Origin of the sequence: Duganella fentianensis (assembly GCF_009857835.1) — a bacterium.
GTDB lineage: Bacteria > Pseudomonadota > Gammaproteobacteria > Burkholderiales > Burkholderiaceae_D > Rugamonas > Rugamonas fentianensis.
In genome coordinates this window covers 456,850-480,708 of record NZ_WWCL01000004.1, presented here as the reverse complement: position 1 = coordinate 480,708, position 23,859 = coordinate 456,850, and the positions used below count along the sequence as shown (strand labels likewise).

The following is a 23,859-nucleotide window of genomic DNA, read 5'->3' as shown; positions in this document are numbered from 1 at the left end:
AGCCGCTTGCGCGGCTGCTGTTGAAGCTCAGCTGATTAGTGAGCGAAGATCCAGACGGTGGTACCGCGCATGTCGATCTGGTTCATGGCGACCGAACCGAAGGAAGCAGCGTTGTTGCCCATCTTGATCGAGTCTACCGACACGTTCAGGTAGTGGCCGTCAGCAACCACGCTTTGTGGGATAGCGATCTGTACCACGTCGCCGCCGGTAGCTGGGTTGTAGAAGGTGCCTGGGTTGGTCACGCCAGCAGCGCCGGCAGCGGCCAGGAAGGAAGCTTTCGACAGGATGTCGATGTTAGCGGCGATCAGGCCGTTAACTTTGATACCGTTGAAGCTTACCGAACCACCGCCCATACCGTTGGCGTCCAGAGCGTCCGTATCGGTGTAGGTGAAGGAATTGATTTTGATGTTCAGGTTAGCAGCGATCGATACGCCGTCCTGACCGCTTACGGTGCTCAGCTCTGCGTCCTGGATTGGGGTCATGGCCGATGCCGAGAAAGCGACGGTTGCCAGGGCTGCTGCGATTGCGGTTTTGAAGAATTGCATTGTAAGTCTCCGTTTGTGTTGTGAACCAATATGGTTGTGTTTTTGTTTTCTTACTTGTTGTGCTGCTAAGCCATCTTAGGGCCGCAGCTTTATTACCGTCTAGCTTGCTACACTGACCCGACAAGCCAAGCTACAGACTTATCGAGCCAGTTCGTTGCGTTGCGTGGCTAGATTAGTGAGCGAAGATCCACACGGTGGTACCGCGCATATCGATCTGGTTCATGGCGACCGAACCGAAGGAGGCAGCGTTGTTGCCCATCTTGATAGAATCAACCGACACGTTCAGGTAGTGGCCGTCAGCAACCACGCTTTGCGGGATAGCGATCTGCACCACGTCGCCGCCGGTAGCTGGGTTGTAGAAGGTGCCTGGGTTGGTCACGCCAGCAGCGCCGGCAGCGGCCAGGAAGGAAGCTTTCGACAGGATGTCGATGTTAGCGGCGATCAGACCGTTCACTTTGATACCGTTGAAGCTCACCGAACCACCACCCAGACCGTTCGCATCAACTGCGTCGGTATCGGTGTAGACGAACGAATCAATCTTGATGTTCAGATTGGCAGCGATCGACACGCCGTCCTGACCGCTAACGGTGCTCAGTTCTGCGTCTTGAATCGGGGTCATGGCCGAAGCCGAGAAAGCGAAGGATGCCAGGGCTGCTGCGATTGCGGTTTTAACGATTTGCATTTGTGATCTCCGGTTTGTGTTGGTTTTGTATTGTGGGCTCACGTTCCTCAGGTCCTTCCTAGGCTCCGGGTAGGAGTTTCGGGGTGCACTGCTTGGTGCGTGAAATCTTAATATTTGGCTATTAAGTGATTCCATCTTAAAAGTCCTGTTAAACAACGGTCTATCTTTTCGCGCTGACCCAAAAAGCCAACAGCTTGACCTTGAGAGCCACTGAGAGTGAGAGCAATGTTGCAAATAAGTTGTCCTTGCTACCACAGCATGTGGCGAAAAAGTCTAGAGGTACATTTCTAAAAAAATATATGCCTTACGGCACCGATGCGTGCGTTAATGGCATCAATAAAAAACCGCGAACGCTTAGTGCCCAATAAAAGCACGGTCGTTCGTATAAGCAAAACGGAGACTACATGACACCAGCAATGGGGCGCCAGACGCCCCGGGGCCGCGCTCACTCTGCGCCCCGGAAAAACCTGTTTCACGCGCGGGCAATGCGCGTACAGCGCACGCTCTGCGCGCGCGCAAGCCGGGCTGGCTGATCATGCTGATGATCCTGCTCGGCGTGCTCGCAGCCGTCATCGGCGGTGGCGGTCTGATCGAACGCCACACCCCGCTAGACCGGCCTAACGACCAGTACGAAATGCCGCAAACCCTGCTGGGCGGGGGCAGCTATGTGCAGTCGTTCAAGTCGGAACCGTTCTCGGAACTTAAGTACCGCCACATCGTGCGCCAGGCGTTCGACTTCAGCTGCGGTTCGGCCGCGCTGGTGACCATCCTCAACTACCACCTCGGCGTGATGGTCAACGAACAGCAGGCCATGGAAGGCATGCTGGAAAAAGGCGAGAAGGAAAAAATCATCGAGCGGCGCGGTTTTTCCCTGCTCGACATGAAGCGCTATGTGGGCTCGCTGGGCATGTCCGGCGCCGGCTTTCGCGCCGAAATCAAGGACCTGATGGCACTCAACGAGCCCGCCATCGTGCCGATCGACTATGCCGGCTTCAAGCACTTCGTGGTATTGCGCGGCATCCGCGACGGCGTGGTATTTCTGGCCGATCCCTCGGCCGGCAACATGGTTTTTTCAGTGGAAGAATTCGCCCGCTGGTGGGACAAGAACACCCTGTTCATCATCTCCCCCGCGGCCGGTCAGCAGCCGGTAGCAAAGATGGCGCTGACCGATCACGAACTTGGCGTCACGGACATGGACCGCGTCACCAACAAGGGCCGGCTGGATGGCCCTATGAGCAACTCGGCCCAGCAGTTACTGCGGGCTGTCAATTCGGGCGCCGCAGGTACCTGGATGCACCGTAACTAAACCCTAACCGCTACCGCAGTGCCACGCCCACTCTCACAAGGATGACCACCATGAAGTTCCTGATTGCCCGCCCGCTCGCCCTCGCTCTCGCCACCCTGTTTGCCATCCCGGCATGGGCCCAGCTCAACACTACGCCACCAGCAACGGCGCCGGGCGCCGCACCGGCCAGCACCGATGCCGCACGCGATGCACTGGCCAAAAAAGAAGGCGAAGGCGACCAGAGCGCACTGCTGCAGCAGACCCTGACGGCGGTCGACAAACAGTACTCGCTGATCCGCCGCAAGCAGATCGCCGTGACCTATGACCTGACCTATTCCTACGTCGGCGAAGAACGCATCGTCACCGATCTGGCCAATGGCAGCACCACTCTGTTCAACATCGAGAACACCAGCTCGCACAGCGTCACCAACACTTTCTCGGTCGACTACGGCCTGCTCGACAACCTGACCGGCAACGTCACCATGCCGCTGATTTCGCGCTACTCGGACAACAACCTGTCCAACGGCGCCTCGAATTCGCTGGGCGACCTGTCGCTGGGCGCGCGCTGGCAACCGTTCGAAGCCAAGCGCGACCGCCCCGGCCTGACCATGACCAGCAATGTGCGCCTGCCCACGGGCCGCAGCCCGTTCAAGATCATCGCCGGTAGCGGCGAAGCCACGGGCAGCGGCGTGGCCGCCGTTACCGGTGGCGTCAGCGTCAACCGCATCGTCGATCCGGTCGCTCTGTTCGGCTCGCTGAACTTCACCCTCAGCGCACCGGCCAAGAACCTGTGGCAGGTCAACGGCACGCGTATCCTGACCCGGGTACAGCCGGGCAAAACGCTGGGCTTCGGCATGGGCTTTGCCTACGCACTGTCGTATGGCATTTCCACCACACTGTCGTTCCAGCAGGCCATTTCAGCCGGTTCCAAACTGCGCTTTGCCGACGGCCTCGAAGCCAAGACCCATATGCAGACTTCCAGCATACTCAACATGGGTCTGGGCTACCGCATCTCGCCCAAGACCACCATCAATCTGTCGGTGGGCATAGGCCTGACGCCGGATTCGCCGAACATGACGGTGGGCATGAACATGCCGCTCAACTTCTGAGCCTGACCGGATCGCGCCGCCATGTTGCCGCACCTCGCCAGCCCGCAGACCAGCATCCCACGCAGCGCATGGGCCTCTGCACGGGCTCACGCACGTCTGCGTCCGGCCGCACTCGCCGTGGCGGGTGCGCTGGCCGCCATCTGCGGTGCCCTGTGGCCACAAGCCACCCAGGCAGCGCTGACGGAAAACCTCACCACCAGCGTGGTCGCCATGTCGCTGGGGAATGCCGTCACGGCCGATCCGCCCGGCATTGCGTCTATCCACTTCAATCCGGCCGGACTGGCAAGGCTGACGGGCGATAGCGAAAGCATCCACAATTTCGTCGCCTCGATCCGCACCTCGGCCGCGTTTACGCCGGGGCCGAATTTCGATATCGGCGGCTGGCGCGACGATCCGCTGTCGAATACCCGCACCGGTCCGGTACGCCAGATCATGTTCGTGCCCGGCTACGGCGTGCCGGGCTGGCGCCTGCCTGCGGTGGCCGTGCCCGGTGTCGGCATGGCCTGGAACAAGGCCGGTTCGCCCTGGACCTTTGCCACCGACAGCTATATGTCGCAGGCCATGAGTCTGGACCGCACCACCGACCCGAATGATCCGGGCCAGTACCAGGGCCGGCAGGAACAGATACAGCGGCTGGTCTATCTGTCGCCCTCGGTAGGCTATAAATATTCCGACACGCTGCGCTTCGGCGTCTCCGTGCCGATCGCCCACGCTGCTTTCGTGGTCGACACCAATATGCGTTTCCCCAATGAGCTGCTGGGTGTATTCGGCCAGCTGCAAAAAGGCTGGTGCCCTGAAGATGGCGGCAACATTATCGACGTGCTGGGCTTCGGCGTATGCGGCGGCGGCAAGGACGGCATGGTCAGCCCGTTCAAGAAGGCTGCCAATATGCGCCTCGAAATGACGGCACCGTTCGACCCCACCATCAATCTGGGCGTGCTGTGGGAACCCAATCCCCGCTTCGCGCTCGGCGTGGTGTATCAGGGCGGCTCGAAAACCCACTACACGGGCTACTACCAGTTCGACACCGAACCCATGCTGCGCAATTTCGTGCGCGGCATGAACGCCAGCCTGCTCGGGCCGATTGCCGGTGCCACGCTGGGCTTCCCCAGCTCGATACCGGCTACCCAGAAGGGCAATATGAGCGCCATCATTCCCTTCCCTTCGCACCTGCAGGTCGGCATCAAGCTGCGCCCCATCCATCTGGTGCAGCTCAACGTCGATGCCAGTTATGCACGCTGGAGCGAGTGGGATGCACTGCGCTTCCAGTTCGACCAGAGCATCAAGCTGCTGGAAGTGGCGCGCCTGTACGGCATACCCGATTCGGGCAAGCTGGTGATTCCGCGCGGCTACCGCAGTCTGGTGAATTTCGCTTACGGCGTGCAGCTCTTCCCCATGGACCGCCTGACCCTGCGCTTCGGCTTCGAGCCGCGCAAAACTTCTGTGCCCAACGACAAAATCGACTTGCTGGCACCGCTGCCCAACACCAAGCTGCTCAGCGCTGGCCTGAATTTCAAGGTCAGCAAGAATCTGGACATCAGTGTCACGGGCTCGTATATGAAAGGCCGCTACAACGTGCCTGCCAATACGGACTGCAATCTCAACTGCAGCAACTTCCTGAACATTATCTATAACCCCTATGCCGGACAGAACGTCAACGGCGATATCCACGTGCGCTATGTCGGATTTGAAATCAACAAGCGTTTCTGATTGAAGAAGGAGCAAACTATGAGCACACCCATCCTCACCCGCAGCCTGCTGGCACTGGCGCTGAGCGCCGCCTGCGCCGGCGCCTATGCCGCCACGGCAGCACCGGCCGCAGCGTCCAAGCAAGCACTGGTCGAACAGGTGCTGAAGCTGTGGAACCCGGATACCATCGGCCAGTCCATGCTGCAGATACCCGTTGCCGACGCCGTACAACAGGCCCGCGCCATGCTGCAGGGCCGTGCCGTGCCGGAAAAACGCGATGCCGCCATGGTCGACATCGTCAATGAAGCCAAAGCCTTCATGGCCGAAGCCACACCGATTACCAAGGCCAGTGCCGACAAACTGATCCAGACCAAGATTGCCCCACTGATGGCGGAACGCTTCAGCGAAGAAGAACTGCGCCAGCTGATCGCAATCCTGGAATCGCCCGTGAAAAAGAAATTCGAGACCATGCTGCCGGAAATGCAGAAGACGCTCGGTGAAGGTGTGGCGGCCGATACGCGCGCCGTGATCGATCCTAAACTGCAGGGCCTGAAAGAGAAAATCGGCCTGCGTCTGCGTGCTGCGGTAACGCCATGAGTTACTCGTCCGCCCTGCATCTGGTGCGTGGCGTCAAATCGCGTCTGGCCAGTTCCGGCGTAGCGGCAGAGGCACTGTTTACCGAAGCCGGCCTGAGCGAAGGCGAAGGTCTGGCCTGCGATGCACTGACGCTGTCCGACAAATTAAGCCACCTGTGGGAACTGGTAGTAGCGCAATCGGGCGATCCCCTGATCGGCCTGAAGATCTCCTCACCGCACCGGCTAGGCTGGCTCGGTGTGATGGGCCACATCATGCTGGTCTCGCCCACGGTACAGAGTTCGATCGAACGCTGCCATGGCAATACCCGGGTCGGTCTGGTGCTGCCCGGCGCCCAGCGCGTGGTGCCGCAACAACGCTACGACTTCGTCTGGTGCGTGCTGCTACGTTCGCTGCGCTGCGCCGCCGGCCGCGATGATATCGCCCCCGTGGTGGTGGAATACACCTTCCCCGAACCGGCTAATGCCCATGTCTATCAGGAGACCTTCGGCTGCCCCGTCAAGTTCAATATGCCGCAGAACGTGATGGAGTTTTCCGATACCGATCTGGTGATGGCGCTGCCGGCCAATCCGCCACTGGCAGCCGGCAGCGGCGCGCCCGTGCTGGCATCGCTGGCCAAGGCCGAGCCGCCCACCTTCAGCGCCAAGGTACAGGCCCTGCTGGCCAGCCTGCTGCCCAAAGGCCCGCCCCATCGCGATGATGTGGCGGCCCAGCTGATGATGAGCGAGCGCACCTTGCAGCGCCGGCTGGCCGAAGAAGGCACCAGCTTCACAAATCTGGTGGACGATACGCGACGCGAACTGGCGCGCCAGTCACTCAGTTGCGGGGAGTTGTCCTTAAAGATGCTAAGCTTCCAGCTCGGCTTCTCGGAACCGAGTGCGTTCTACCGCGCCTGCAAGCGCTGGTTCGGTATGGCGCCTTCGGACATTGTGCATCTGGCGCACCAGTCGGGGCCGGAGCCGGAATCGCTGCAAGCTAACTTGCCACGCAAGTCGGCATAAAAACAACATCAGGAGAAGAGCGATGGGATGGTTGTCGAACACACAAAATAAATCGATGCTGGGTCAGCTGCTGGTTAAACAGAAGCTGATTACGGAAGAACAGCTGGCGCATGCAATTGAAACCCAGCGCAAAACGGGCCAGCGCCTCGGTGATATTTTTGCCGAGCTTAACCTCATCACCCAGCAGCACATCGAAGACGCTCTGCGCAAGCAGCGCCGTCTGCGTATGGCCGCCGCCATCGCCACTTCGCTACTGGCGCCGCTGGAAGGCTATGCGGCGCAAGCCCTGCCCTCGCTGGCAGTCGGCACACCCGTCATGCTGAGCAAGGACCAGCGCGGCATGCAGATCAACGAACGCCCCGGCCTGCAGGCCATGAGCGAGGAAGAACTGGGCGACACGTCGGCACAGGGCCTGAGCGACCAGCTGGTCAACGCCGTCAAAGACGCCAAGCATAACGGGCTGGAAGTGATAGGCGACATGGCCAAGATCGTCAATCCCGTGCTGGGTTTTCTGGAAGCCGATACTAGCATGAAGAACGTGGTCTACGATCCTAGCCGGGCCACTGCCACCATCAACAAGGATGGCTCGCTGACGCTGGCCATGCCATCGTCTATCGGTGAAATCAACTTCGATAACATCCGTGTCAAAGGTTCGGAAGGGCCTAGCTTCGGCAGCATCGCCATCCGCGGCATCGACCTGACGGGCACCACCATCACCGTCTCGTTCCACCACTAAGGCCGCCGCAACGCCGGCCGCAGAAACGACAACGGCGGACAGTCTCGCATACTGTCCGCCGTTGTTTTATGCCTGCTGCTACGGGCTCACTGCTTATTTCATTGCTTATTTCACTGCTTATTTCTTGTTACGCGGCTGGGCGAACGCATCGCCCGCTTTCCACTCCGGCAGCTTGGCGCCGTTGGCAATCACGCGGCCCAGATTGAGCGTGTACTGTGCCGCCTGCACCATGCCCGACAGATCCCAGCTGGCATCGTATTCATCCGTCACCTGATGGTAGCGCGGGCCGTAGGCTGCGGCCTTGGCTTTGGCGGCTGCCACGTCCTTGATGTAATCGCGGCCCGATTCGATCGAGAAGGCCGGCACGCCGTTCTTGGCGAAGTTGAAGTGGTCGCTACGGAAGTAGCCACCGGCCAGATCCGGCTCGGCATCGGCGATACGCATGCCCATGGCCTTGGCGGTGGTTTCGGCCAGCTTGCCCAGTTCCGTGCGTTCGCTGCCCTGGGTACCGATGTCGCGCGTGGCGCCGACAAAGTTCAGACTATCCAGATTCAGATTGGCCGCGGTTTTCGCCAGTGGCCACAGCGGTGCTGCAGCATACGCTGCGCTACCGAGCAGGCCCTGTTCTTCTGCCGCTACCCACAGGAACATCTGGCTGCGCTTGGCTGGCACGCGGATGGCTTCCTGTGCCATTGCCAGCAGCGCGGCCGAACCGGAAGCGTTATCCACCGCACCGTTGAAGATCACATCCTTACCGCCGGTAGCATCGCCCTGCTTGCCCAGATGGTCCCAGTGGGCGCTATAGATCACCACTTCGTCTTTCAGTTTCGGATCGGTGCCCGGCACCACGGCCGCCACGTTGAACTGCTCGACCTTGCGCACGGCCGCCTGCATGGTGCCGGTCAGCTTGGCGGCCAGCGGCACCGGTTTGAAGTCCTTGCGCTCGGCGGCAGCACGCAGCGCATCGAGATCCTGACCGGCGGCGGCGAACAGCGCCTTGGCCGTGGCTTCCGTCATCCAGCCTTGCAGCTGGGTGCCCAGCGTGCCGGCCGCCAGCTGGAAGCGCTCTACGCCGGACCAGCTGTTCTGGATCACGCTCCAGCCATACGAGGCGGAAGGCGTGGTGTGAATCAGCAGCACACCGGCTGCGCCCTGACGGCGCGCTTCTTCGAATTTATAGGTCCAGCGGCCATAGTAGGTCAGGCCTTTGCCGTTGAAGCGGTTAGGCTGTTCGGCCGTCGGCTGCGGGTCGTTGACCATTACCACCAGCGTTTTGCCCTTCAGGTCCACGCCCTTGAAATCGTTCCACTGCTCGTCCGGCGCAGTGATGCCGTAGCCGACGAATACCAGCTCGCTATCGAAGCTGTGGGTGGCCGTGGCATCACCCGGCGCAAACACCCAGTCGTCGCCGAAACGGGCAGGCAGCGCCTGGCCACCGGCCTGCAGCGCCAGCGTACTGGCGGCAGCGTCGGTCTTCACACCGGCAATCATCACGGACTGGCGGAAGCTGTCGCCATTGCCCGGTTTCAGGCCCAGTGCCTGCGACTGCGCTTCGAGGTAGGCCACCGTCAGGTCCGCACCGCGCTGGCCCGTGCCGCGGCCTTCCAGCACATCACTGGCCAGAAATGCCAGATGGGCGCGCAGCGGCGCTTCCTTGACGGCGGCGCCACCGTTGGCGCCAGCATGAACAGGGAATGCCAGCGCCAGGCTCATAGCCACGGCGGAAGCAAGATAGGAGGGGGTCATTTTTTGCATGATTTCCTGAGTTCTTAAGTGTAGTGGGCGGGCGTGTATTTTGCTGCGCAATTTTGCCGCGCGTACATTGTAGACCATCGCCGCGCTAAAATGGCGGCATGACAGACCGCCCATCCTACATCGGCCGCTTCGCGCCCTCGCCTACCGGCCCCCTGCATCTCGGCTCGCTGGTGGCCGCCATGGCCAGCTATCTGGACGCCCGCGCCCACCATGGCCAGTGGCTGCTGCGCATCGAAGACGTTGACGGCGACCGCAATGTAGAGGGCGCCGAACAGCACATCATCGCTTCGCTGCAGCGCTGCGGTATGCAGTGGGATGGCGAGATCACGCGCCAGACCGAACGCACAGCGCTGTACGAACAGGCCTTGCGCCAGCTCGGTGATCTGGTCTATCCCTGCGGCTGCTCGCGCAGGGAGATCGCCGATTCGCAGACCAGCCTGCGCGGCAAACAGGCGCAGAACCTGATCTATCCGGGCACCTGCCGCAACGGTCTGGCGGCAGGCAAGAGCGCGCGTGCGCTGCGCCTGAAAGTGCCGACCGAGCCGCACTGCATCGTCGCCTTCGACGACCGCTGGGCCGGCCATCTGAGCCAGGACCTGACGGATGAAGTGGGCGACTTCATCATCCGCCGTGCCGATGGTTACTGGGCCTATCAGCTCGCAGTGGTAGTGGACGACGGCGCGCAGGGCATTACCGACATTGTGCGCGGTGCCGACCTGCTCGACTCGACCCCGCGCCAGCTGTATCTGCAGCAGGTACTGGGCCTGCCGCAGCCGCGCTATCTGCATGTGCCGGTGGTGTGCAATGCGCAGGGCGACAAATTATCCAAGCAGACCGGCGCTACTGCCTTCGATCAGGGCCTGCCGGCCGAACAGCTGCTGCAGCATGCGCTGCTGCCGGCCGCGCGCTTCCTCGGCCTCGATCTGCGTGCCGGCAGCATAGACGAGTTCTGGCAAGTCGCCATTCCCGCATGGGCGGCGCTGATCCGGCTGTAAGCTGCGCTACACTGTCGCCATGGAAGTCGAACTCAAACTCCTGCTTGCGCCGGAACACAATCAGCAACTACGCCAGCACCCCTTGCTGGCGGGGCTGGCTACGCGCACCCAGCCACTGCTGGCGCACTACTTCGATACGCCCGATTTGCATCTGCTGCGCCACGGCGCCGGTCTGCGCGTACGCAAGGAAGATGGCGTCTGGATGCAGACCATGAAGGCCGGCGGCAGCGTGCAGAACGGACTACACCAGCGCAATGAATGGGAAGGCCCCGTCAGCCGTCCATGGCCGCAACTGGGCAAGCTGCGCAAGCTGATCGGCGACGATGCGCACTGGCGGGACGTGCTGGCGGCGCCGCACTTCAAGCAGCGGCTGGAAGCCCTGTTCGCCGTCGTGGTCGAGCGTGAAATCTGGCAGCTCGACTATGCGGGCAGCCAGATCGAACTGGTGCTCGATTGCGGCCACATCGAACGCCATGGCCAGCAACTGCCGCTCAATGAAATCGAACTGGAACTCAGGCAGGGCAAGCCGGAACACCTGTTCGCACTGGCCCTGCAACTGCTGGAACGCTTGCCGCTACAGCTCAGCAACGTCAACAAGGCCCAGCGCGGCTATAGCCTGTGCCGCCAGACGGGCACACAGGCCCACCATGCCCGCGCACTGGCGTTGCCGGCCGATGCCACGCTCGATGCAGCGCGCCACGCCATCCTGTTCAACTGCCTGCAGCAGGTGCAGGACAACGAGCAGGCCGTGATCCACAGCGATCACGCAGAAGCGCTGCACCAGATGCGCGTCGGTGTGCGCCGCTTGCGCTCGGCGCTCAAGCTATTCCGTAGCGTCGCACCCTGCCCGCCCCAGCTGAAGGAGGACTGGCGCTGGCTGGCACAGGTACTGGGCAAGGCGCGCGACTGGGAAGTGCTGGGCAGCGCCACGCTGGCGCGCGTACAGGCCAGCCCCGGCGGCCCGGCTGGCCTGCACGATCTGCCGGCGCTGGTACAGCAGCAGGTGGCCGCACATAGGCAGCAGGCTGCGCAGGCTTTGCGCTCGCCACGCTATACGCGGCTGCTGCTGCAGATGGGACACTGGCTGCTCGCCGGCGCCGCCAGTAGCAGCGCCGCAGCCATGCAGGCCGACGGCACGCGTATCGACGCCGCACAAGGTGAGGCCACGCACGGCACTGGTGAAGAAGCCGGCACCAGCGCAGCCGAGTTCTCGCGCCACACCATGCAGCGCCTGCGCAAGACGCTGCTGAAACGGGCCAGAGGCATGAACGACACGGATGCGGCCAGCATTCACCGCACCCGCATCGCGGCCAAGCAGTCGCGCTACACGCTGGAATTCTTCCATACGCTGTATCGCGGCAAAGCCCTGCGCAAATATCTGGCCACACTGGAAGCCACACAGGAAGCACTGGGCCAGCACAACGATCTGGTGGTGGCGGACCGCCTGCTGCAGCAATTGGGTTCAGAGCATCCGGCGGCAACGCCAGCGGCACGCCACATCGCTTTTGCGCGCGGCTATTTGCGCGCCCTGCAGGAGCAACAGCCAACCGACCTGCAAGCCGTGCAGGCAGGCCTGCGCGAGCTGCCGCGCTTTTAGTTGCTGCCAGTTTGCGACTAACTAGCGCCCAGCAGTATCGGGTACAGCGAGGCCACCAGCGCCAGCGCCATCACCAGGTTGAAGATGCGTACCGAGCGCGCATCCTGCAGCACCTGCCGCATGGCCACGCCGAACGACGCCCACGCACCCACGCAGAAGATGCCGATCAGACCAAACACGCCGGCCAGCATGGCCACATCGAGCACCTTGAAACCGGCCGGCAGATAGGTGGTCAGCGCACCGATCGCCATCACCCACGCTTTCGGATTGACCCACTGGAAGGCAGCAGCGGCAAAGAAGCTCATAGGTTTGCTGGTGCTGGCCTCGCCCGCGCTCATGGGCGCAGCATGGGCCAGCTTCCACGCCAGCCATAGCAGATAGGCAGCGCCCGTATATTTGAGTACCACCTGCAGCATGGGCACTTGCTGGAATACCGTGTGCAGGCCCACGCCGGTAGCGAAAATCATGAAGGTGAAACCGCTGCAGATGCCGAACAGATGGGGCAGCGAACGGCGAAAGCCGTAGTTCAGTCCCGAAGCCAGAATCATGGTGTTATTCGGGCCGGGTGTGATGGAACTGATGGCAGCAAACGTGCACAGAGGCAGGAATAATTCGATGGACATGATGTGATCCGGTAGTGTCAGGGAGTTTTTATTGTAGGGAGGATTAGCGGATCTGTACCAGTACACTTGCTCAAACACTTGGCAGAGGTGTACTGGCCGTTTGGCCGACACAAAACCACCACACCGTTGTCCGTATCAGCTGGCCGCTGCCACGCGCTTGCGCTGGCGCCCCAGCAGCTTGTAGTAGCCTTCCAGCTCGCGCCGCACCAGTTCCTGCCCGTGTTCGATCACAAAGTCCTGAAACGCTGCCGCCACTTTCGGGATGGGCTGGTCCGTCAGGTGCATGATGTGCCAGTCCGCTTCCACCGGCTGGGCCGGGGTGGGCAGCACGGCCAGCAGGCCCGCCTCGAATTCCAACCCGCAGGCGTGCACGGACAAAAAGCCCACGCCCAGCCCCGCCGCCACCATACGCTTGATCGCCTCGTTACTCGATACTTCCGAGCCGAATTCCAGCGGGTGGCCCGCTTCGCGCAGCAGGCGCTCCACGGCCGTGCGCGTACCCGAACCCCGTTCGCGCACCAGCAGGTTGGCGCCCAGCACATCGTTGAGCGTGAGCTTTTTCTTCTTCATCAAAGGGTGGTTCGGGCTGGCCACAAAGGCCATCGGGTGGCGCGCAAACCTGGCGGCATTGGTACGCAGTTCGCGCGGCGGCGTACCCATGATGGCCAGTTCGATTTCATGGCGCGCCAGCATCTGCACGATCTCGGCACGATTTCCCACCTGCAACTTCAAGCGCACATCGGGGCGCTCCAGCGTGAACGGTACCAGCATGGGCGGCAGCAAATGCTCTGCAGTGGTCACGGCGCCTATGCGCAAGGTACCACTGGTCACACCCTGCAGCGCAGCCAGTTCGTCGCCCGCCTGCTCCCACAGGCGCAATATGCGTTCCGAGAACGCCACCATCACCTCACCAGCGGCCGTCAGCTGGATATTGCGCCCCACCTTGCGCGTCAACGCCATGCCCGCGTTCTCTTCCAGTGTGCGGATTTGCAACGAAATCGCTGGCTGCGTCACATGTAATGCGTCCGCCGCACGCGCCACACTTTCGTGCCGCGCTACCAGTACCAGCGCCTGTAACTGGCGAAAACTCGCAGGATACATAAGCTATTCCTTATTGATTATAGAAAAACTCTAATTTTTCTTTGCTTCATTCTACCTCTATATTCAAACCATCCACTGCCTACTAATTCTTCTGCGAGCCCACCATGAGCATAGACGTGATATTCCTCGGTCTGGACGGCGTACTGTTCGACACCGAAGCGCTGCACCTCGCCGCCTGCAACGCGGCCTTTGAGAACGCCGGTCTGTCGGTACGCTGGTCGCTGCCGGCGCTGCGTGCCGCTGCCGCCACCCACGGCTATGCGCGCGCCATCGGTGCCGCCATCAATGGTGAAGTATTCGCCCGCGACAAGGACAAGGTCGCCGCGCTGTATGCCGACAAGCACCGCCACTTCCATCAGGCCATCACGGCGCAGCCGCAGAAAGCCCTGCAGGCCGCCATGGTGCTGATCGACGACGCCATCAGCGCGGGCGGCAAAATCTGCATCGTGACCGACCTGCCGGCCCACTCCACTTCGGCCCTGCTGACCGGCTGCTTCGGCGCCGACGTCAACAGCCTGTTCACCGTGGTCTCGGGCGGCGCGTCGTTCGAAGGCCCGGCCGGCACCGGCCCGTATGCCCACGCACTGGCAGCCATCGGCATAGCGCCACAGGATGCCATCGCCATCGATACCGCTGTACCTGCCCTGCAGGCAGCCAAAGAACTGGGTCTGTGGACCATCAGCGTGGCACCGTATGGCAACGAAGTGGTGCGTCCGCCGCAGTTCATCACCTTCGATGCACTGAGCGAACTGCAGGCCAGCCCCTACACGCCGGACCAGCAGGCGTTGCAGGAACTGGCAGCATAAGCCGCTAGCGGAGCGCACCGCTCCGGCCTCCGGCGTCGCCCCTGCGGCGACGCGGGGATAAGCTCGCCCCGACGCTGCGCCAGCATGGCAGCAACACCGTATAATGCAAAGCCACCATTACCGTGCGAGCCCTGACATGACACCAGCCTCGATCCAGCTACTGGCGCAATACAACGCCGGCATGAACCAGCAGATGTACACGGCGGCAGCACAGCTGCCCCATGCGGAACTGGTGGCCGACCGCAAAGCCTTCTTCGGCTCCATCCTCGGCACCATGAACCACCTGCTGGTGGGCGACAGCATCTGGCTGCGCCGCTTCGCCGGCCATCCGGCTGCCTACAGCACCCTGGCCCACCTGCTGGATCAGCCGCCCGTGAGCGGCCTGACGCAAAGCTTCGGCGACGACCTGCCTGCCCTGCTGGCGCACCGCCGCCGTCTGGACGCGCTGATTCTCGACTGGTCGCAGCAGGTCACAGCCGAACATCTGGCCCAGGCCTTCGCCTACCGCAACATCAAGAACGAAGCCTTCTGCAAACACTTCGGCAGCCTGGTGCTGCACTTCTTCAACCACCAGACCCACCATCGCGGCCAGATCAGCACCCTGCTGTTCCAGGCTGGCGTCGACGTGGGTGTGACCGACCTGCCGGCATGGATACCCATGATGGCGGAAGGCAGTAGCCAGGCATGAAGCTCGCCGTCTACAGCGCCCAGCCCTACGACCGCCGCTTCCTCGACGAAGCACGGCAGAATTTTGCCGGTGGTGGTGTCGATGCCGTGTATTTCTCCGACGCGCTGACGCTGGACACCGTCCCGCTGGCGCAGGGCTGCACTGCCGTCTGCGTGTTCGTCAACGACCAGCTCGATGCTCAGGTACTGGCGGCGCTGCATGCCAGCGGCGTGCGCGCCGTGCTGCTGCGCTGCGCAGGCTTCAACAATGTCGATCTGCAGGCCGGCCATGCACTGGGCCTGTTCATGGCACGTGTGCCCGCCTATGCACCGGAAGCCGTGGCCGAACATGCGCTGGCCATGGTGATGACGTTGAACCGTCACACCCACCGCGCCTATGCACGCGTACGCGAAGGGAATTTCTCGCTCGACGGCCTGCTCGGCATGACGCTGCACGGCAAGACGGTAGGCATCGTCGGCGCCGGCCAGATCGGCGCCGCTGCGGCCCGCATCTTCCATGGCATGGGCTGTCAGGTGCTGATCAGCGACCCCATGCCGCTGCCCCATCTGGCCGCCGTAGCGCACCATGTGGAACTGGCCGAACTGCTGGCCAGCGCCGACATCGTTTCGCTGCACTGCCCGCTGATGGACAGCACACGCCATATGATCAACGCTGACAGTCTGGCCCGCATGAAAACGGGGGCCATGCTGGTCAACACCTCGCGCGGTGGCCTGATCGACACCGCCGCCGTGATCGAAGCACTCAAATCGCGCCAGCTCGGCGCGCTGGCCATCGATGTCTACGAACAGGAGGCCAGCCTGTTCTTCCACGACCATTCGAGCGACATCATCGCCGACGACGTCTTCCAGCGCCTGCTGACCTTCCCCAACGTACTCGTTACGGGACATCAGGGCTTCTTCACCATCGAAGCCATGCGCGAAATCGCCAGCGTCACGTTCGACAATCTGGCCTGCTACATCCAGCACCGTCCCTGCCCCAACCTGCTACCCGCAGGTATTGCGGCGACCTCCCCGGCCCCTACCCCGGCGGCCAGCCTTATTGCAACGTCCGCACCATCTGCGTATACCGAAGCGGCATCGATCGCGCCGAAAAAGTAATCGCAAGCCAGCGGCAATGCCGCTAACATCGTCCGTCGCGGGATTGCTGCCAGTGCGTTATACTGCACTGCAGCAATCCGCGTTTTAACAGCTTCGTACTCGCCGGGGAAGGCCATGTCTCTCGCTTACCGTAGTAACGCCGATTTCGCCAGTCTGAATCACGCCATGCGGGTGCCGCTATCGGCGGAAATCCACTCACGCCCTTTCCTGCATCTACAGGCGCCGGAAAGCCTGACCCATTTCGCCCTGTACGTAAAGCAGGAGCAGCCTTCGCAGAAGCAGCATCGCGGCAGCCAGCACGCCATCCTGCAGCAGCTATGCATGCACTACGGCGTGGCCGTGCCGCATGCGCAGGCGCGCTACTTCTTCCACGATTTCGGCCAGTTCCGCCTGAAGTGGGAATGCCACACCGAATTTGCCACCTACACTTTCGTCGAACAGGGCCAGCCTGATACGCCTTGCGATCTGGCCGTGCAGCACACACCGCTGCAGCAGGTGCCGCAGGAATGGCTGGCCAGCCTGCACGGCAAGATCATCGTGGCGGCCCATGTGCTGCTGTGTAAAGGCCGCGCCGATGACGATGCCAGCACGAGCGCCATCCGTTCGCTGTTTCAGGGCAAGTCTCTGGTGTGCAGCAATGTGGGCAGCGGCGCCGAAGTCTGGACCGACTTCCTGATCCAGCCCGATGGCTTCAGCCGCTTCGTGGTGCGCGACCTGCAGCTGCGCGAATATCAGGCCGGCCGTCTGGTCGGCCGTCTGCTGGAAATCGAAACCTACCGCATGATGGCGCTACTGGGCCTGCCGCAGGCAGAAGCCACCCAGCCGGAACTGAACAGCATCGAGAACGAACTGGCCGAGCTGACTGCCCTGCTGGTACAGAGCGACCAGACCGACGCGCCGCCGCAGGCCATGCCGGAAGATCAGGGCCTGCTGCACCACATCACCAGCCTGGCAGCGCGGCTGGAAAAAATCTCGGTGAATAACAGTTACCGCTTCGCTGCATCGCAAGCGTATTTCAGTCTGGTGCAGGCGCGCATACAGGAGCTGCGCGAAGTGCGCATCGAAGGCATGCCCACGCTGGCCGAATTCATGGGACGGCGGCTGGCACCGGCCATGCACACCTGCACCTCGGTGGCGCGGCGGCAGGAAACGCTGGCCCAGCGTATCGCCCGCAGCAACGACCTGCTGCGCACCCGCGTCGGCATCGAACAGGAACGCCAGAACCGCAAGATACTGCAATCGCTCGATACCCGCGCGGCCCAGCAGCTGCGCCTGCAGCAGGCGGTGGAAGGCCTGTCGGCCGTGGCGATTTCCTATTACACGCTGGGGCTGATCGGCTACGCAGGCAAGGCCATGAAGGCCGCCAACCTGCCCATCAATCCGGATGTCCTGACCGGTATCGCCGTGCCGCTGGTGATCACCGGCGTATGGCTAGGCTTGCGCCGCCTGCACAACCGGCTCACTGGCCACAGCACTAGGAGTTCGGCTGTAGCGGCGCCGCAGGGTCACTAGCAACGGGATTAGCCGCCACCGGCGGCAGGTCGAAGCGCTGCGCCAGAAAACCGGCGATGCGCTGCTGGGTACTTTCCAGATACGGAATATTCAGGTGATCGGAATCAGGCACGATTTCGTCCGCATGCAGCTGGCCCAGTTTTTCCACCAGCAGATCGGTGTGGCTATGCGGGACCACATCATCCTGTTCGGCGCGCAGCACATAGGTGGGCGCCTTCAGGTGATGCGCATATTTGACCGACTCGAAGCGGTGGCGCAGCACATACTCCACCGGTATGGCCTTGAACTTGCGCTTGGCAATGGCGAGGATGGAATCGTAAGGCGTAATCAGCACGATGGCATGGGCATTGCGCTCCATCGCCACCTGCACGGCCACGCCGGAACCGAGGCTGCGTCCTACCACGGCGATGCGTTTCGGGTCGACATGATGGCGCTCGGCCAGCCAGTCGTACAGCATGCGACCATCATCGACGAAATGGGTTTCGGCCGGATCGCCGTGCGAATCACCGTAGCCGCGATAGTTCATGGCCAGCACCGCCATGCCGGGGAACAGCTTGCCCGCATCGCGCGCCACCCACGACACTTCTTCCGAGCGGCCGCCGAAATAGATCACGGCCGGATGGGGGCCATGGATGGGAGGCGTCATCAGCCAGCCGGACAGGCGCGTGCCATCCTTGGCGCGGATCACCACAGGACGGGTGCGGTGCCCGCTGCTGTAAGGGCGCAGCACTTCGCGCTTGCTGCCCAGAGGGTTGAACAGCAGGCGTTTCTGGCTGGCTGCCACGGCAGCCGTCAGCCCCACCCACAGCACGCTGGCGATACCGGCCAGCCCTGCGACTTTTTTCGTATGTTTCATGTAACAGCTAGCTTCCTGAGGACGACTGTTGCAGCAGATGAGGCAGTGTAGCCGTTTTCACAAGTGCCACCACCATGCCGGTATAATATGCGGTCTTTTTTCCGCCCCTGTCCGAGTATGAAACCTGCTGTCGTACTGCTGCATAGTTCCATGAGTACCAAAGCCCAATGGGGCGAGCTGGTGTCGCAATTAAGCGACGGCTACCGCTGCATCGCCGTCGATCTGCTGGGCTACGGCAGCGCGCCGTTTCCGGCCCAGCTAGGCCCAGAATACCGCCACACGCTGGCGCACGAGATCGACGCCGTCAATGCGGCCGTTGCGGCCCATCTGCAACCGGGCGAAGCTTTCCACCTGATCGGCCACTCGTATGGCGGCGCTTCGGCCCTGCACATGGCGCGTCGCATGCCGGAACGCGTGCTGTCGCTGACGGTGTACGAGCCGGTGGCCTTCCACCTGCTGCCCGAGCAGCATCCGGCGCGCGCGGAAATCGTCGCCGTAGTAGAGCGCATCAAGGCCTGCGCCGAAGCACAGGACGCCACCCGCATCTTCATCGATTACTGGAACCGCACCGGTTCCTTCGATGCCGCACCGGCTGCCGCACAGGCCAAAATGGCCGGCATGATCGCCAAAGTGAAGCGCGACTTCGAAGCCCTGCTGGGCGAACCGGCCACGCTGGAAGATCTGGCCGCGCTGACCATGCCGGCACTGGTGATGTCGGGCCTGAGCAGCCCTGCCTCCACCCGCCTGCTGGCGGAACAGCTGGCGCAAGCCCTGCCTAACGCCACCGCACTGCAGACGCGCGGCGGCCACATGGGGCCTATCACCCATGCGGCAGTGGTCAATCCCGCCATCATCAGCTTCCTCAGCGACGCCGAAATCACGGCCGGCTAAGCGCGCGGCTGGCCGGCCATTATTGCCGCTAGCGCCGCCAGCCAGCCATGCTGCTTCATACTGCTTCCATTCCTTCATCCGCCAGCTTCAGGCTCATGCTGGTAAAGGCCAGACTGAGCCCGTCGATGCGGAACATATCGTGTAATTCACCTGTCATGACGAAGCCGCAGCGCTGATACAGCTGTATCGCGGGCAGGTTCACCGACAGCACCTGCAGATCTATCCATTCAAGCCCCGCCTCGCTACGGGCCCACTGGCGCGCATGGTTGATCAGGAGCTGCCCCAGCCCCATCCGGCGGGCTTTCCGGTCAACGCCCATACCGAGCAGGCAGCGATGGGCAGCAGGCGGCTCGGGGCGGGCGCGCAGATCGATATGCCCCAGCGGCCTTCCATCGGCCGCCTGCGCCACCCACAGGCGGCGCCAGCCCGGCGCTCCCAGCGGCAGTTCCAGCCCTTGCCGGAACGCCTGCGCCAGTTCCGCCGGAATGCGCGACTGGCTGCGTGACATAGGCTGGAAATACGGCTGGCCGCTGGCGCCGTTGTCGCTCAGATGGTCATTCAGGTAGCGCAGAAAATCATCGAATTCCTGCGCACCGACCGGCCGGATGCGCAGACCATCCAGCAGCACAGAGTTACCCATGGCTAGGCCACACCGTTGCGGCAATGGCGCGCAAAGCCGTCACCGGAGCGCTGCGCCAGCCGTTCCAGATAGGCCGCAACGGCCGGATAGTCGGGCCGCTCCATCGGCGTACTGTTCCAGCGATTGGCCGACAGGCCCAGCACCACATCGGCCAGCGTGAACTGCGCGCCTGTCACGTACATGCCGGTACGCTGCAGCTGGCGCTCGAGTATGCCCATGTGGCGGTTCCAGCTGGCGATGCTGGCGGCAATTGCCACCGCATCCGTATGCTGTGCGCTCTGGCGCACCAGCGCCATGAAGGCGTAGCGCCACGAATTATTCAGCTCGCCCGCCTGCCAGTCCATCCACTGCTCCACCAGCGCGTGTGCCGCAGGCTCCTGCGGCAGCAGATCGCTGCGGCCATGCTTGCTGGCCAGATAGCGGCAGATGGTGTTCGACTCCCACAGCGTAGTGGGTCCGTCGACAATCACCGGCACCATGGCATTCGGATTCAGCGCCAGAAATTCCGGTGTGTCGGTCGCACGAAAACCCGCACCCCAGTCTTCCTGCTCGTAGGCCAGCCCCAGCTCGGCACAGGTCCACAGCACCTTGCGCACGTTGATAGAACTCGTCTTACCCAGTATCTTCAGCATCGCCTATCCCGTTCAAAGTTAAAACAACTCCGCATGCCCGTTCATGCCAGACCTCAGTGCGACTGCAGTGTGCGCAACTGCTCCAGTTGCGTCTGCGCTTCGTCACTCAGCTTCTCGCTCAGCCGCGCCAGGCGCAGCACATCCTTATTAGGCCCGGTGCAGGTCAGCATCGGTGCCGCAGCATCATAGCTACACACGAAGACCATGCCGGGCGCCTCCTGCAACTGCGTCTTCTGCGGCATCAGCACCTGCAGCCTCAGGCCACCCTTATCCAGTTCCGCCTGCACGGGAAAACCGATGATGGCGCGTGGCGCCGGCCCGCTCGTCGCTGGTGCGCTGCCTGCCGGAACAGGAGCCGAACTGGAAGCGGCCAGCACACCCAAACCGTCAGGCGCCAGATACAACTGCGCCTGCGATGCTGTACCGGCAAACAGCGACTCATTGGTGCCCCAGCTGCCCGCCAGATGGGCTGGCAATTTTGGCGCTGGCTGGCCGATCAGGGTGCTGTCGCGGTCGTGATAGAACTCCACATCGTCCGCCGCGCATACAGACGGCAGCAGGAATGCCTGCAGCATCCCCAGCGCAAAGGCACACGCTGCCCAGCGACCTGATTTCATCATCGAAAACCTTTATGTCTGTCGGCCCGCCTGCCGGCGGGCCTGTGCATCACAGCAGCTGTATCTGTGCCGGATCGGAAACCCGCAAATGGGTCTGGTAATAGAACTTGTCGCTACGCCGTCCCGCATCGTCGAAGAACCAGATCGTGACGCGGCGTACCGGCCCTTTCACCAGTATGTGCTTGCCGCGCGCATAGGCGGCCAGCTGGCCACCGAACTTGGCTTCCACCCGGGCCAGTGCTTCCGGCGTAATCTCCAGCGACACATTGCGCTGGTCACGGTAATCCTTTTCCGAGTTCAGGTAGGTGAAGCCATTCTGCGCACCGATGCCGCGCACCTGCAGATCGAGCGTGATATACACCGGCTGGGGCGCCACATCGGCCGCCATCATGATGGCCTGCTGCGGCGACAGCGCATCTTTCTGCACCGGCGCCTGCGTCGCGCAACCTGCCAGCAGCAGGCTCAGAAACAGGGCTTTTATCTTCAGCAAAATTTTCTCCAGAGTCAGTGGTATCGTGCACAACCCACAGCATAACCCAGTCTGCGCTTCATGCTAAAGTGGCAGGCTAGCCCGCTCACTATTTTTCACGCTCACGCAATCTGTCGCCATGATTATTGCACTCGAATCGCCCAACCAGCCCGACGTACGCCAGCTGATCGAAGACCTCGACGCCTATCAGGTGCCGCTCTATCCCGCCGAAAGCCACCACGGCGTGGACCTCTCCGTGCTGGAGCAGCCCAACGTACTATTTGCCGTGGCACGCAGCGATGATGGCGCGGCAGTGGCTTGCGGCGCCGTGGTGCTGGAAACAGAGTACGGCGAATTGAAGCGCATGTACACCCGTCCCGAGCAGCGCGGTCAGGGCATTGCGCGGCGTCTGCTGGACTTCCTCGAGGCGCAGGCGCAGCGACGCGGCTGCCGCGCCTTTGCACTGGAAACAGGCTATCTGCAGACCGACGCCATCAAACTCTACCAGCGCTGCGGCTATGCGCTGTGCGGTCCGTTCGGCGACTACCTCGATGATCCGAACAGCGTTTTCATGCGCAAAACCATATTATCGACTGCCATGTAAGAAATTCCGCTGCTGTGTGACTACCTTGTTATGAACAGCACAAACCACTACCCCCTCTACCAGCAGGCCGTGCAGGACTATGGCTCCGACCTAGCCCGCTTTACGGCGGGCTATGAGCGCGATCCGGCGCGGCGGCGCGAGCTGCTGCAGGAAGTCCATCTGGCGCTGTGGCAAAGCCTGGCCCAGTACAAGGCCGACTGCTCGCTGCGCACCTGGGTCTATCGCGTCGCCCATAACGTCGGCGTGAGCCATATCCAGCGCAGCCTGCGCAATGCCGAACGTCACAGCGTAACGCTGGATGAAATCGACAGCATGCCCAGCGAAGCCGCCGAAATCGCCCAGACCGAGCGCCGCCTCGATCTGCAGAAAGTCATGGCGCTGATACATAGGCTGGCGCCGCTGGACCGGCAAGTGATGCTGCTGTATCTGGAAGACATGGATGCGGCAGGCATCGCCGACATTACTGGCCTGTCGGCACGCAATGTCGCCACCAAAGTACACCGCATCAAAGCCATATTGGCCAACCAACTAGGCACGGAAAGGAAAACAGCATGAGCGACGATCCGCTGAAATCGCTGTGGCAAACCCAGGAAGTAGTTCCCGTCCAGTTCACGCAGCAGGAGCTGAGCAAGAAGTCCCGTACGCTGCACTGGCGCGTCAGCGCGCGCAACGCGCTCGAATATCTGGCCTGCCTGCTGGTCATCGCGGGCTTCTGGGGTTATCTGCGCGAGTTCCCTCAACCGCTGCTGCGCCTCGGTAGCGTACTGGTCATCCTCGGCACGCTGTACGTGGCATGGCAGATCCACCGCCGCGCATCGGACGCGCCGGCTTCGCCCGGCCTGCCGGGGCTGGTCTACCACCGCCAGCAACTGGAACGCCAGCGCGACGCCTTGCGCTCCGTCTGGGCCTGGTATATCGGCCCGCTGGTGCCCGGCATGGTGGTGTTCCGCTGGGGCGTGGAAACCCAGCTCGATGCCAGCGCACCATTTGCACGGGGGCTGGTTGCCAATCTGGCGATAGCAGCCGTGCTGGTGATCGTGGTGCTGATTAACCTGTACACCGCGAGCAGGCTGCAGCGCCAGATCGACCAACTCCCCAGTGCAGTAGGCGATTCGATTGCTTAACATATGCCTTTGCGCCGACGCTCAGGCACATAGATTCCCCTCAATGATCTAACTCAATCCGAAAATGGTGGCCTCAGCTAACCTTGCTTTTCAATTCTTAAAGTAGGCAAAGCACAGGTACGTAACGCCACATCATCATGCTAGGGGCAACGACAAGCGCAGGGGACAAAGTCGCGACGGCCAGTGCCAACGGCACCATCTCAGGTTGCAT

At 62.2% G+C, this 23,859-nt stretch carries 26 protein-coding genes; 16 read left to right on the top strand and 10 right to left on the bottom strand.

All coding sequences use genetic code 11. The features are described from left to right. Positions 1-35: 35 nt before the first annotated feature. Positions 36-545: a DUF6160 family protein gene (locus GTP23_RS19200; protein WP_161036583.1), complete on the bottom strand. Its 510-nt coding sequence runs from the start codon at positions 543-545 to the stop codon at positions 36-38. Positions 546-717: 172 nt separating this feature from the next. Further along, positions 718-1,227 (bottom strand): DUF6160 family protein, encoded by a 510-nt coding sequence (locus GTP23_RS19195; protein WP_161036582.1) that lies wholly within the window; start codon positions 1,225-1,227, stop codon positions 718-720. 535 nt (positions 1,228-1,762) lie between these two features. On the opposite strand from GTP23_RS19195, the gene GTP23_RS19190 reads away from it, so the two are divergent. The 6 genes from GTP23_RS19190 to GTP23_RS19165 are packed head-to-tail and all read left to right on the top strand — an operon-like array spanning position 1,763 to position 7,641. Further along, positions 1,763-2,533, top strand: coding sequence for a C39 family peptidase (locus tag GTP23_RS19190; protein ID WP_161036581.1), 771 nt, complete (start codon positions 1,763-1,765; stop codon positions 2,531-2,533). A gap of 50 nt (positions 2,534-2,583) precedes the next feature. Further along, on the top strand, positions 2,584-3,621 hold the full coding sequence (locus GTP23_RS19185; RefSeq protein WP_229256180.1) for a transporter: 1,038 nt from the start codon (positions 2,584-2,586) through the stop codon (positions 3,619-3,621). Between the two features lie 21 nt (positions 3,622-3,642). Continuing rightward, a complete protein-coding gene (locus GTP23_RS19180) occupies positions 3,643-5,331 on the top strand; it encodes an OmpP1/FadL family transporter (protein WP_161036579.1) in 1,689 nt (562 codons plus the stop codon). An 18-nt stretch (positions 5,332-5,349) separates the two neighbouring features. After that, complete coding sequence (locus GTP23_RS19175) at positions 5,350-5,907, top strand: DUF2059 domain-containing protein (RefSeq protein ID WP_161036578.1); 558 nt, start codon at positions 5,350-5,352, stop codon at positions 5,905-5,907. Further along, positions 5,904-6,905 (top strand): AraC family transcriptional regulator, encoded by a 1,002-nt coding sequence (locus GTP23_RS19170; RefSeq protein WP_161036577.1) that lies wholly within the window; start codon positions 5,904-5,906, stop codon positions 6,903-6,905. Before GTP23_RS19175 ends, GTP23_RS19170 begins: the two co-directional genes overlap by 4 nt. 55 nt (positions 6,906-6,960) lie before the next feature. After that, positions 6,961-7,641, top strand: a complete 681-nt coding sequence (locus tag GTP23_RS19165; protein WP_229256179.1) for a cyclic di-GMP-binding domain-containing protein, MshE-related — start codon at positions 6,961-6,963, stop codon at positions 7,639-7,641. Between the two features lie 117 nt (positions 7,642-7,758). Here GTP23_RS19165 and GTP23_RS19160 read toward each other — a convergent pair whose 3' ends face one another. Beyond that, the gene (locus GTP23_RS19160; RefSeq protein WP_161036575.1) at positions 7,759-9,396 is read right to left on the bottom strand and encodes a M28 family peptidase; all 1,638 of its coding nucleotides are present in this window, start codon (positions 9,394-9,396) and stop codon (positions 7,759-7,761) included. Positions 9,397-9,494: 98 nt separating this feature from the next. Here GTP23_RS19160 and gluQRS point away from each other — a divergent pair, with 98 nt between their 5' ends. Both gluQRS and GTP23_RS19150 read left to right on the top strand, forming a co-directional pair. Further along, entirely contained in the window at positions 9,495-10,391 is an 897-nt protein-coding gene (gluQRS, locus tag GTP23_RS19155) for a tRNA glutamyl-Q(34) synthetase GluQRS (RefSeq protein ID WP_161036574.1), read from the top strand. Between the two features lie 19 nt (positions 10,392-10,410). Beyond that, positions 10,411-11,988 carry a CYTH and CHAD domain-containing protein gene (locus tag GTP23_RS19150; RefSeq protein WP_161036573.1) on the top strand — a complete coding sequence of 526 codons (1,578 nt, stop codon included), beginning with the start codon at positions 10,411-10,413 and terminating at the stop codon, positions 11,986-11,988. Positions 11,989-12,005: 17 nt separating this feature from the next. Here the strand turns inward: GTP23_RS19150 and GTP23_RS19145 are convergent, their stop codons facing one another. Then, positions 12,006-12,611 carry a LysE family translocator gene (locus tag GTP23_RS19145; protein WP_161036572.1) on the bottom strand — a complete coding sequence of 202 codons (606 nt, stop codon included), beginning with the start codon at positions 12,609-12,611 and terminating at the stop codon, positions 12,006-12,008. Between the two features lie 135 nt (positions 12,612-12,746). After that, positions 12,747-13,712, bottom strand: coding sequence for a LysR family transcriptional regulator (locus GTP23_RS19140; protein WP_161036571.1), 966 nt, complete (start codon positions 13,710-13,712; stop codon positions 12,747-12,749). A gap of 104 nt (positions 13,713-13,816) precedes the next feature. Here GTP23_RS19140 and GTP23_RS19135 point away from each other — a divergent pair, with 104 nt between their 5' ends. The 4 genes from GTP23_RS19135 to GTP23_RS19120 all read left to right on the top strand — a co-directional run bounded on the left by GTP23_RS19135 (position 13,817) and on the right by GTP23_RS19120 (position 17,815). After that, positions 13,817-14,518: an HAD family hydrolase gene (locus GTP23_RS19135; protein WP_161036570.1), complete on the top strand. Its 702-nt coding sequence runs from the start codon at positions 13,817-13,819 to the stop codon at positions 14,516-14,518. Positions 14,519-14,654: 136 nt separating this feature from the next. Further along, positions 14,655-15,206, top strand: a complete 552-nt coding sequence (locus GTP23_RS19130) for a DinB family protein (RefSeq protein WP_161036569.1) — start codon at positions 14,655-14,657, stop codon at positions 15,204-15,206. Next, entirely contained in the window at positions 15,203-16,303 is a 1,101-nt protein-coding gene (locus GTP23_RS19125) for a 2-hydroxyacid dehydrogenase (RefSeq protein WP_161036568.1), read from the top strand. The genes GTP23_RS19130 and GTP23_RS19125 overlap by 4 nt, the downstream gene beginning before the upstream one ends. A gap of 114 nt (positions 16,304-16,417) precedes the next feature. Then, the gene (locus GTP23_RS19120) at positions 16,418-17,815 is read left to right on the top strand and encodes a DUF3422 family protein (RefSeq protein WP_161036567.1); all 1,398 of its coding nucleotides are present in this window, start codon (positions 16,418-16,420) and stop codon (positions 17,813-17,815) included. Here the strand turns inward: GTP23_RS19120 and GTP23_RS19115 are convergent. Then, positions 17,778-18,671, bottom strand: coding sequence for an alpha/beta hydrolase (locus tag GTP23_RS19115; RefSeq protein WP_161036566.1), 894 nt, complete (start codon positions 18,669-18,671; stop codon positions 17,778-17,780). The genes GTP23_RS19120 and GTP23_RS19115 overlap by 38 nt on opposite strands. An 87-nt stretch (positions 18,672-18,758) precedes the next feature. Between GTP23_RS19115 and GTP23_RS19110 the strand changes: the two genes are divergently transcribed. Next, the gene (locus GTP23_RS19110; protein WP_267874511.1) at positions 18,759-19,562 is read left to right on the top strand and encodes an alpha/beta fold hydrolase; all 804 of its coding nucleotides are present in this window, start codon (positions 18,759-18,761) and stop codon (positions 19,560-19,562) included. Positions 19,563-19,617: 55 nt separating this feature from the next. Here the strand turns inward: GTP23_RS19110 and GTP23_RS19105 are convergent, their stop codons facing one another. From GTP23_RS19105 to GTP23_RS19090, 4 genes are read right to left on the bottom strand one after another with little or no spacing between them, the layout of a single operon-like run. Next, on the bottom strand, positions 19,618-20,202 hold the full coding sequence (locus GTP23_RS19105) for a GNAT family N-acetyltransferase (protein ID WP_161036564.1): 585 nt from the start codon (positions 20,200-20,202) through the stop codon (positions 19,618-19,620). Positions 20,203-20,204: 2 nt separating this feature from the next. Further along, positions 20,205-20,834, bottom strand: a complete 630-nt coding sequence (locus GTP23_RS19100; RefSeq protein ID WP_161036563.1) for a glutathione S-transferase family protein — start codon at positions 20,832-20,834, stop codon at positions 20,205-20,207. Positions 20,835-20,887: 53 nt separating this feature from the next. After that, positions 20,888-21,454 (bottom strand): hypothetical protein, encoded by a 567-nt coding sequence (locus GTP23_RS19095; RefSeq protein WP_161036562.1) that lies wholly within the window; start codon positions 21,452-21,454, stop codon positions 20,888-20,890. Between the two features lie 46 nt (positions 21,455-21,500). Next, positions 21,501-21,941, bottom strand: a complete 441-nt coding sequence (locus GTP23_RS19090) for a hypothetical protein (RefSeq protein ID WP_202412256.1) — start codon at positions 21,939-21,941, stop codon at positions 21,501-21,503. 118 nt (positions 21,942-22,059) lie between these two features. On the opposite strand from GTP23_RS19090, the gene GTP23_RS19085 reads away from it, so the two are divergent. From GTP23_RS19085 to GTP23_RS19075, 3 genes are read left to right on the top strand one after another with little or no spacing between them, the layout of a single operon-like run. Beyond that, the gene (locus GTP23_RS19085; protein WP_161036561.1) at positions 22,060-22,524 is read left to right on the top strand and encodes a GNAT family N-acetyltransferase; all 465 of its coding nucleotides are present in this window, start codon (positions 22,060-22,062) and stop codon (positions 22,522-22,524) included. Between the two features lie 30 nt (positions 22,525-22,554). Beyond that, positions 22,555-23,079, top strand: coding sequence for an RNA polymerase sigma factor (locus GTP23_RS19080; RefSeq protein ID WP_161036560.1), 525 nt, complete (start codon positions 22,555-22,557; stop codon positions 23,077-23,079). Then, on the top strand, positions 23,076-23,648 hold the full coding sequence (locus tag GTP23_RS19075; RefSeq protein ID WP_161036559.1) for a hypothetical protein: 573 nt from the start codon (positions 23,076-23,078) through the stop codon (positions 23,646-23,648). The genes GTP23_RS19080 and GTP23_RS19075 overlap by 4 nt, the downstream gene beginning before the upstream one ends. Positions 23,649-23,859 lie beyond the last annotated feature (211 nt).

Excerpts from the sequence above, each read along its gene's own strand:
- GTP23_RS19200 (WP_161036583.1), bottom strand. The coding sequence starts at position 545 with ATGCAATTCTTCAAAACCGCAATCGCAGCAGCCCTGGCAACCGTCGCT.
- GTP23_RS19195 (WP_161036582.1), bottom strand. The coding sequence starts at position 1,227 with ATGCAAATCGTTAAAACCGCAATCGCAGCAGCCCTGGCATCCTTCGCT.
- GTP23_RS19190 (WP_161036581.1), top strand. The coding sequence starts at position 1,763 with ATGCTGATGATCCTGCTCGGCGTGCTCGCAGCCGTCATCGGCGGTGGC.
- GTP23_RS19185 (WP_229256180.1), top strand. The coding sequence starts at position 2,584 with ATGAAGTTCCTGATTGCCCGCCCGCTCGCCCTCGCTCTCGCCACCCTG.
- GTP23_RS19180 (WP_161036579.1), top strand. The coding sequence starts at position 3,643 with ATGTTGCCGCACCTCGCCAGCCCGCAGACCAGCATCCCACGCAGCGCA.
- GTP23_RS19175 (WP_161036578.1), top strand. The coding sequence starts at position 5,350 with ATGAGCACACCCATCCTCACCCGCAGCCTGCTGGCACTGGCGCTGAGC.
- GTP23_RS19170 (WP_161036577.1), top strand. The coding sequence starts at position 5,904 with ATGAGTTACTCGTCCGCCCTGCATCTGGTGCGTGGCGTCAAATCGCGT.
- GTP23_RS19165 (WP_229256179.1), top strand. The coding sequence starts at position 6,961 with ATGCTGGGTCAGCTGCTGGTTAAACAGAAGCTGATTACGGAAGAACAG.
- GTP23_RS19160 (WP_161036575.1), bottom strand. The coding sequence starts at position 9,396 with ATGCAAAAAATGACCCCCTCCTATCTTGCTTCCGCCGTGGCTATGAGC.
- gluQRS (WP_161036574.1), top strand. The coding sequence starts at position 9,495 with ATGACAGACCGCCCATCCTACATCGGCCGCTTCGCGCCCTCGCCTACC.
- GTP23_RS19150 (WP_161036573.1), top strand. The coding sequence starts at position 10,411 with ATGGAAGTCGAACTCAAACTCCTGCTTGCGCCGGAACACAATCAGCAA.
- GTP23_RS19145 (WP_161036572.1), bottom strand. The coding sequence starts at position 12,611 with ATGTCCATCGAATTATTCCTGCCTCTGTGCACGTTTGCTGCCATCAGT.
- GTP23_RS19140 (WP_161036571.1), bottom strand. The coding sequence starts at position 13,712 with ATGTATCCTGCGAGTTTTCGCCAGTTACAGGCGCTGGTACTGGTAGCG.
- GTP23_RS19135 (WP_161036570.1), top strand. The coding sequence starts at position 13,817 with ATGAGCATAGACGTGATATTCCTCGGTCTGGACGGCGTACTGTTCGAC.
- GTP23_RS19130 (WP_161036569.1), top strand. The coding sequence starts at position 14,655 with ATGACACCAGCCTCGATCCAGCTACTGGCGCAATACAACGCCGGCATG.
- GTP23_RS19125 (WP_161036568.1), top strand. The coding sequence starts at position 15,203 with ATGAAGCTCGCCGTCTACAGCGCCCAGCCCTACGACCGCCGCTTCCTC.
- GTP23_RS19120 (WP_161036567.1), top strand. The coding sequence starts at position 16,418 with ATGTCTCTCGCTTACCGTAGTAACGCCGATTTCGCCAGTCTGAATCAC.
- GTP23_RS19115 (WP_161036566.1), bottom strand. The coding sequence starts at position 18,671 with ATGAAACATACGAAAAAAGTCGCAGGGCTGGCCGGTATCGCCAGCGTG.
- GTP23_RS19110 (WP_267874511.1), top strand. The coding sequence starts at position 18,759 with ATGCGGTCTTTTTTCCGCCCCTGTCCGAGTATGAAACCTGCTGTCGTA.
- GTP23_RS19105 (WP_161036564.1), bottom strand. The coding sequence starts at position 20,202 with ATGGGTAACTCTGTGCTGCTGGATGGTCTGCGCATCCGGCCGGTCGGT.
- GTP23_RS19100 (WP_161036563.1), bottom strand. The coding sequence starts at position 20,834 with ATGCTGAAGATACTGGGTAAGACGAGTTCTATCAACGTGCGCAAGGTG.
- GTP23_RS19095 (WP_161036562.1), bottom strand. The coding sequence starts at position 21,454 with ATGATGAAATCAGGTCGCTGGGCAGCGTGTGCCTTTGCGCTGGGGATG.
- GTP23_RS19085 (WP_161036561.1), top strand. The coding sequence starts at position 22,060 with ATGATTATTGCACTCGAATCGCCCAACCAGCCCGACGTACGCCAGCTG.
- GTP23_RS19080 (WP_161036560.1), top strand. The coding sequence starts at position 22,555 with ATGAACAGCACAAACCACTACCCCCTCTACCAGCAGGCCGTGCAGGAC.
- GTP23_RS19075 (WP_161036559.1), top strand. The coding sequence starts at position 23,076 with ATGAGCGACGATCCGCTGAAATCGCTGTGGCAAACCCAGGAAGTAGTT.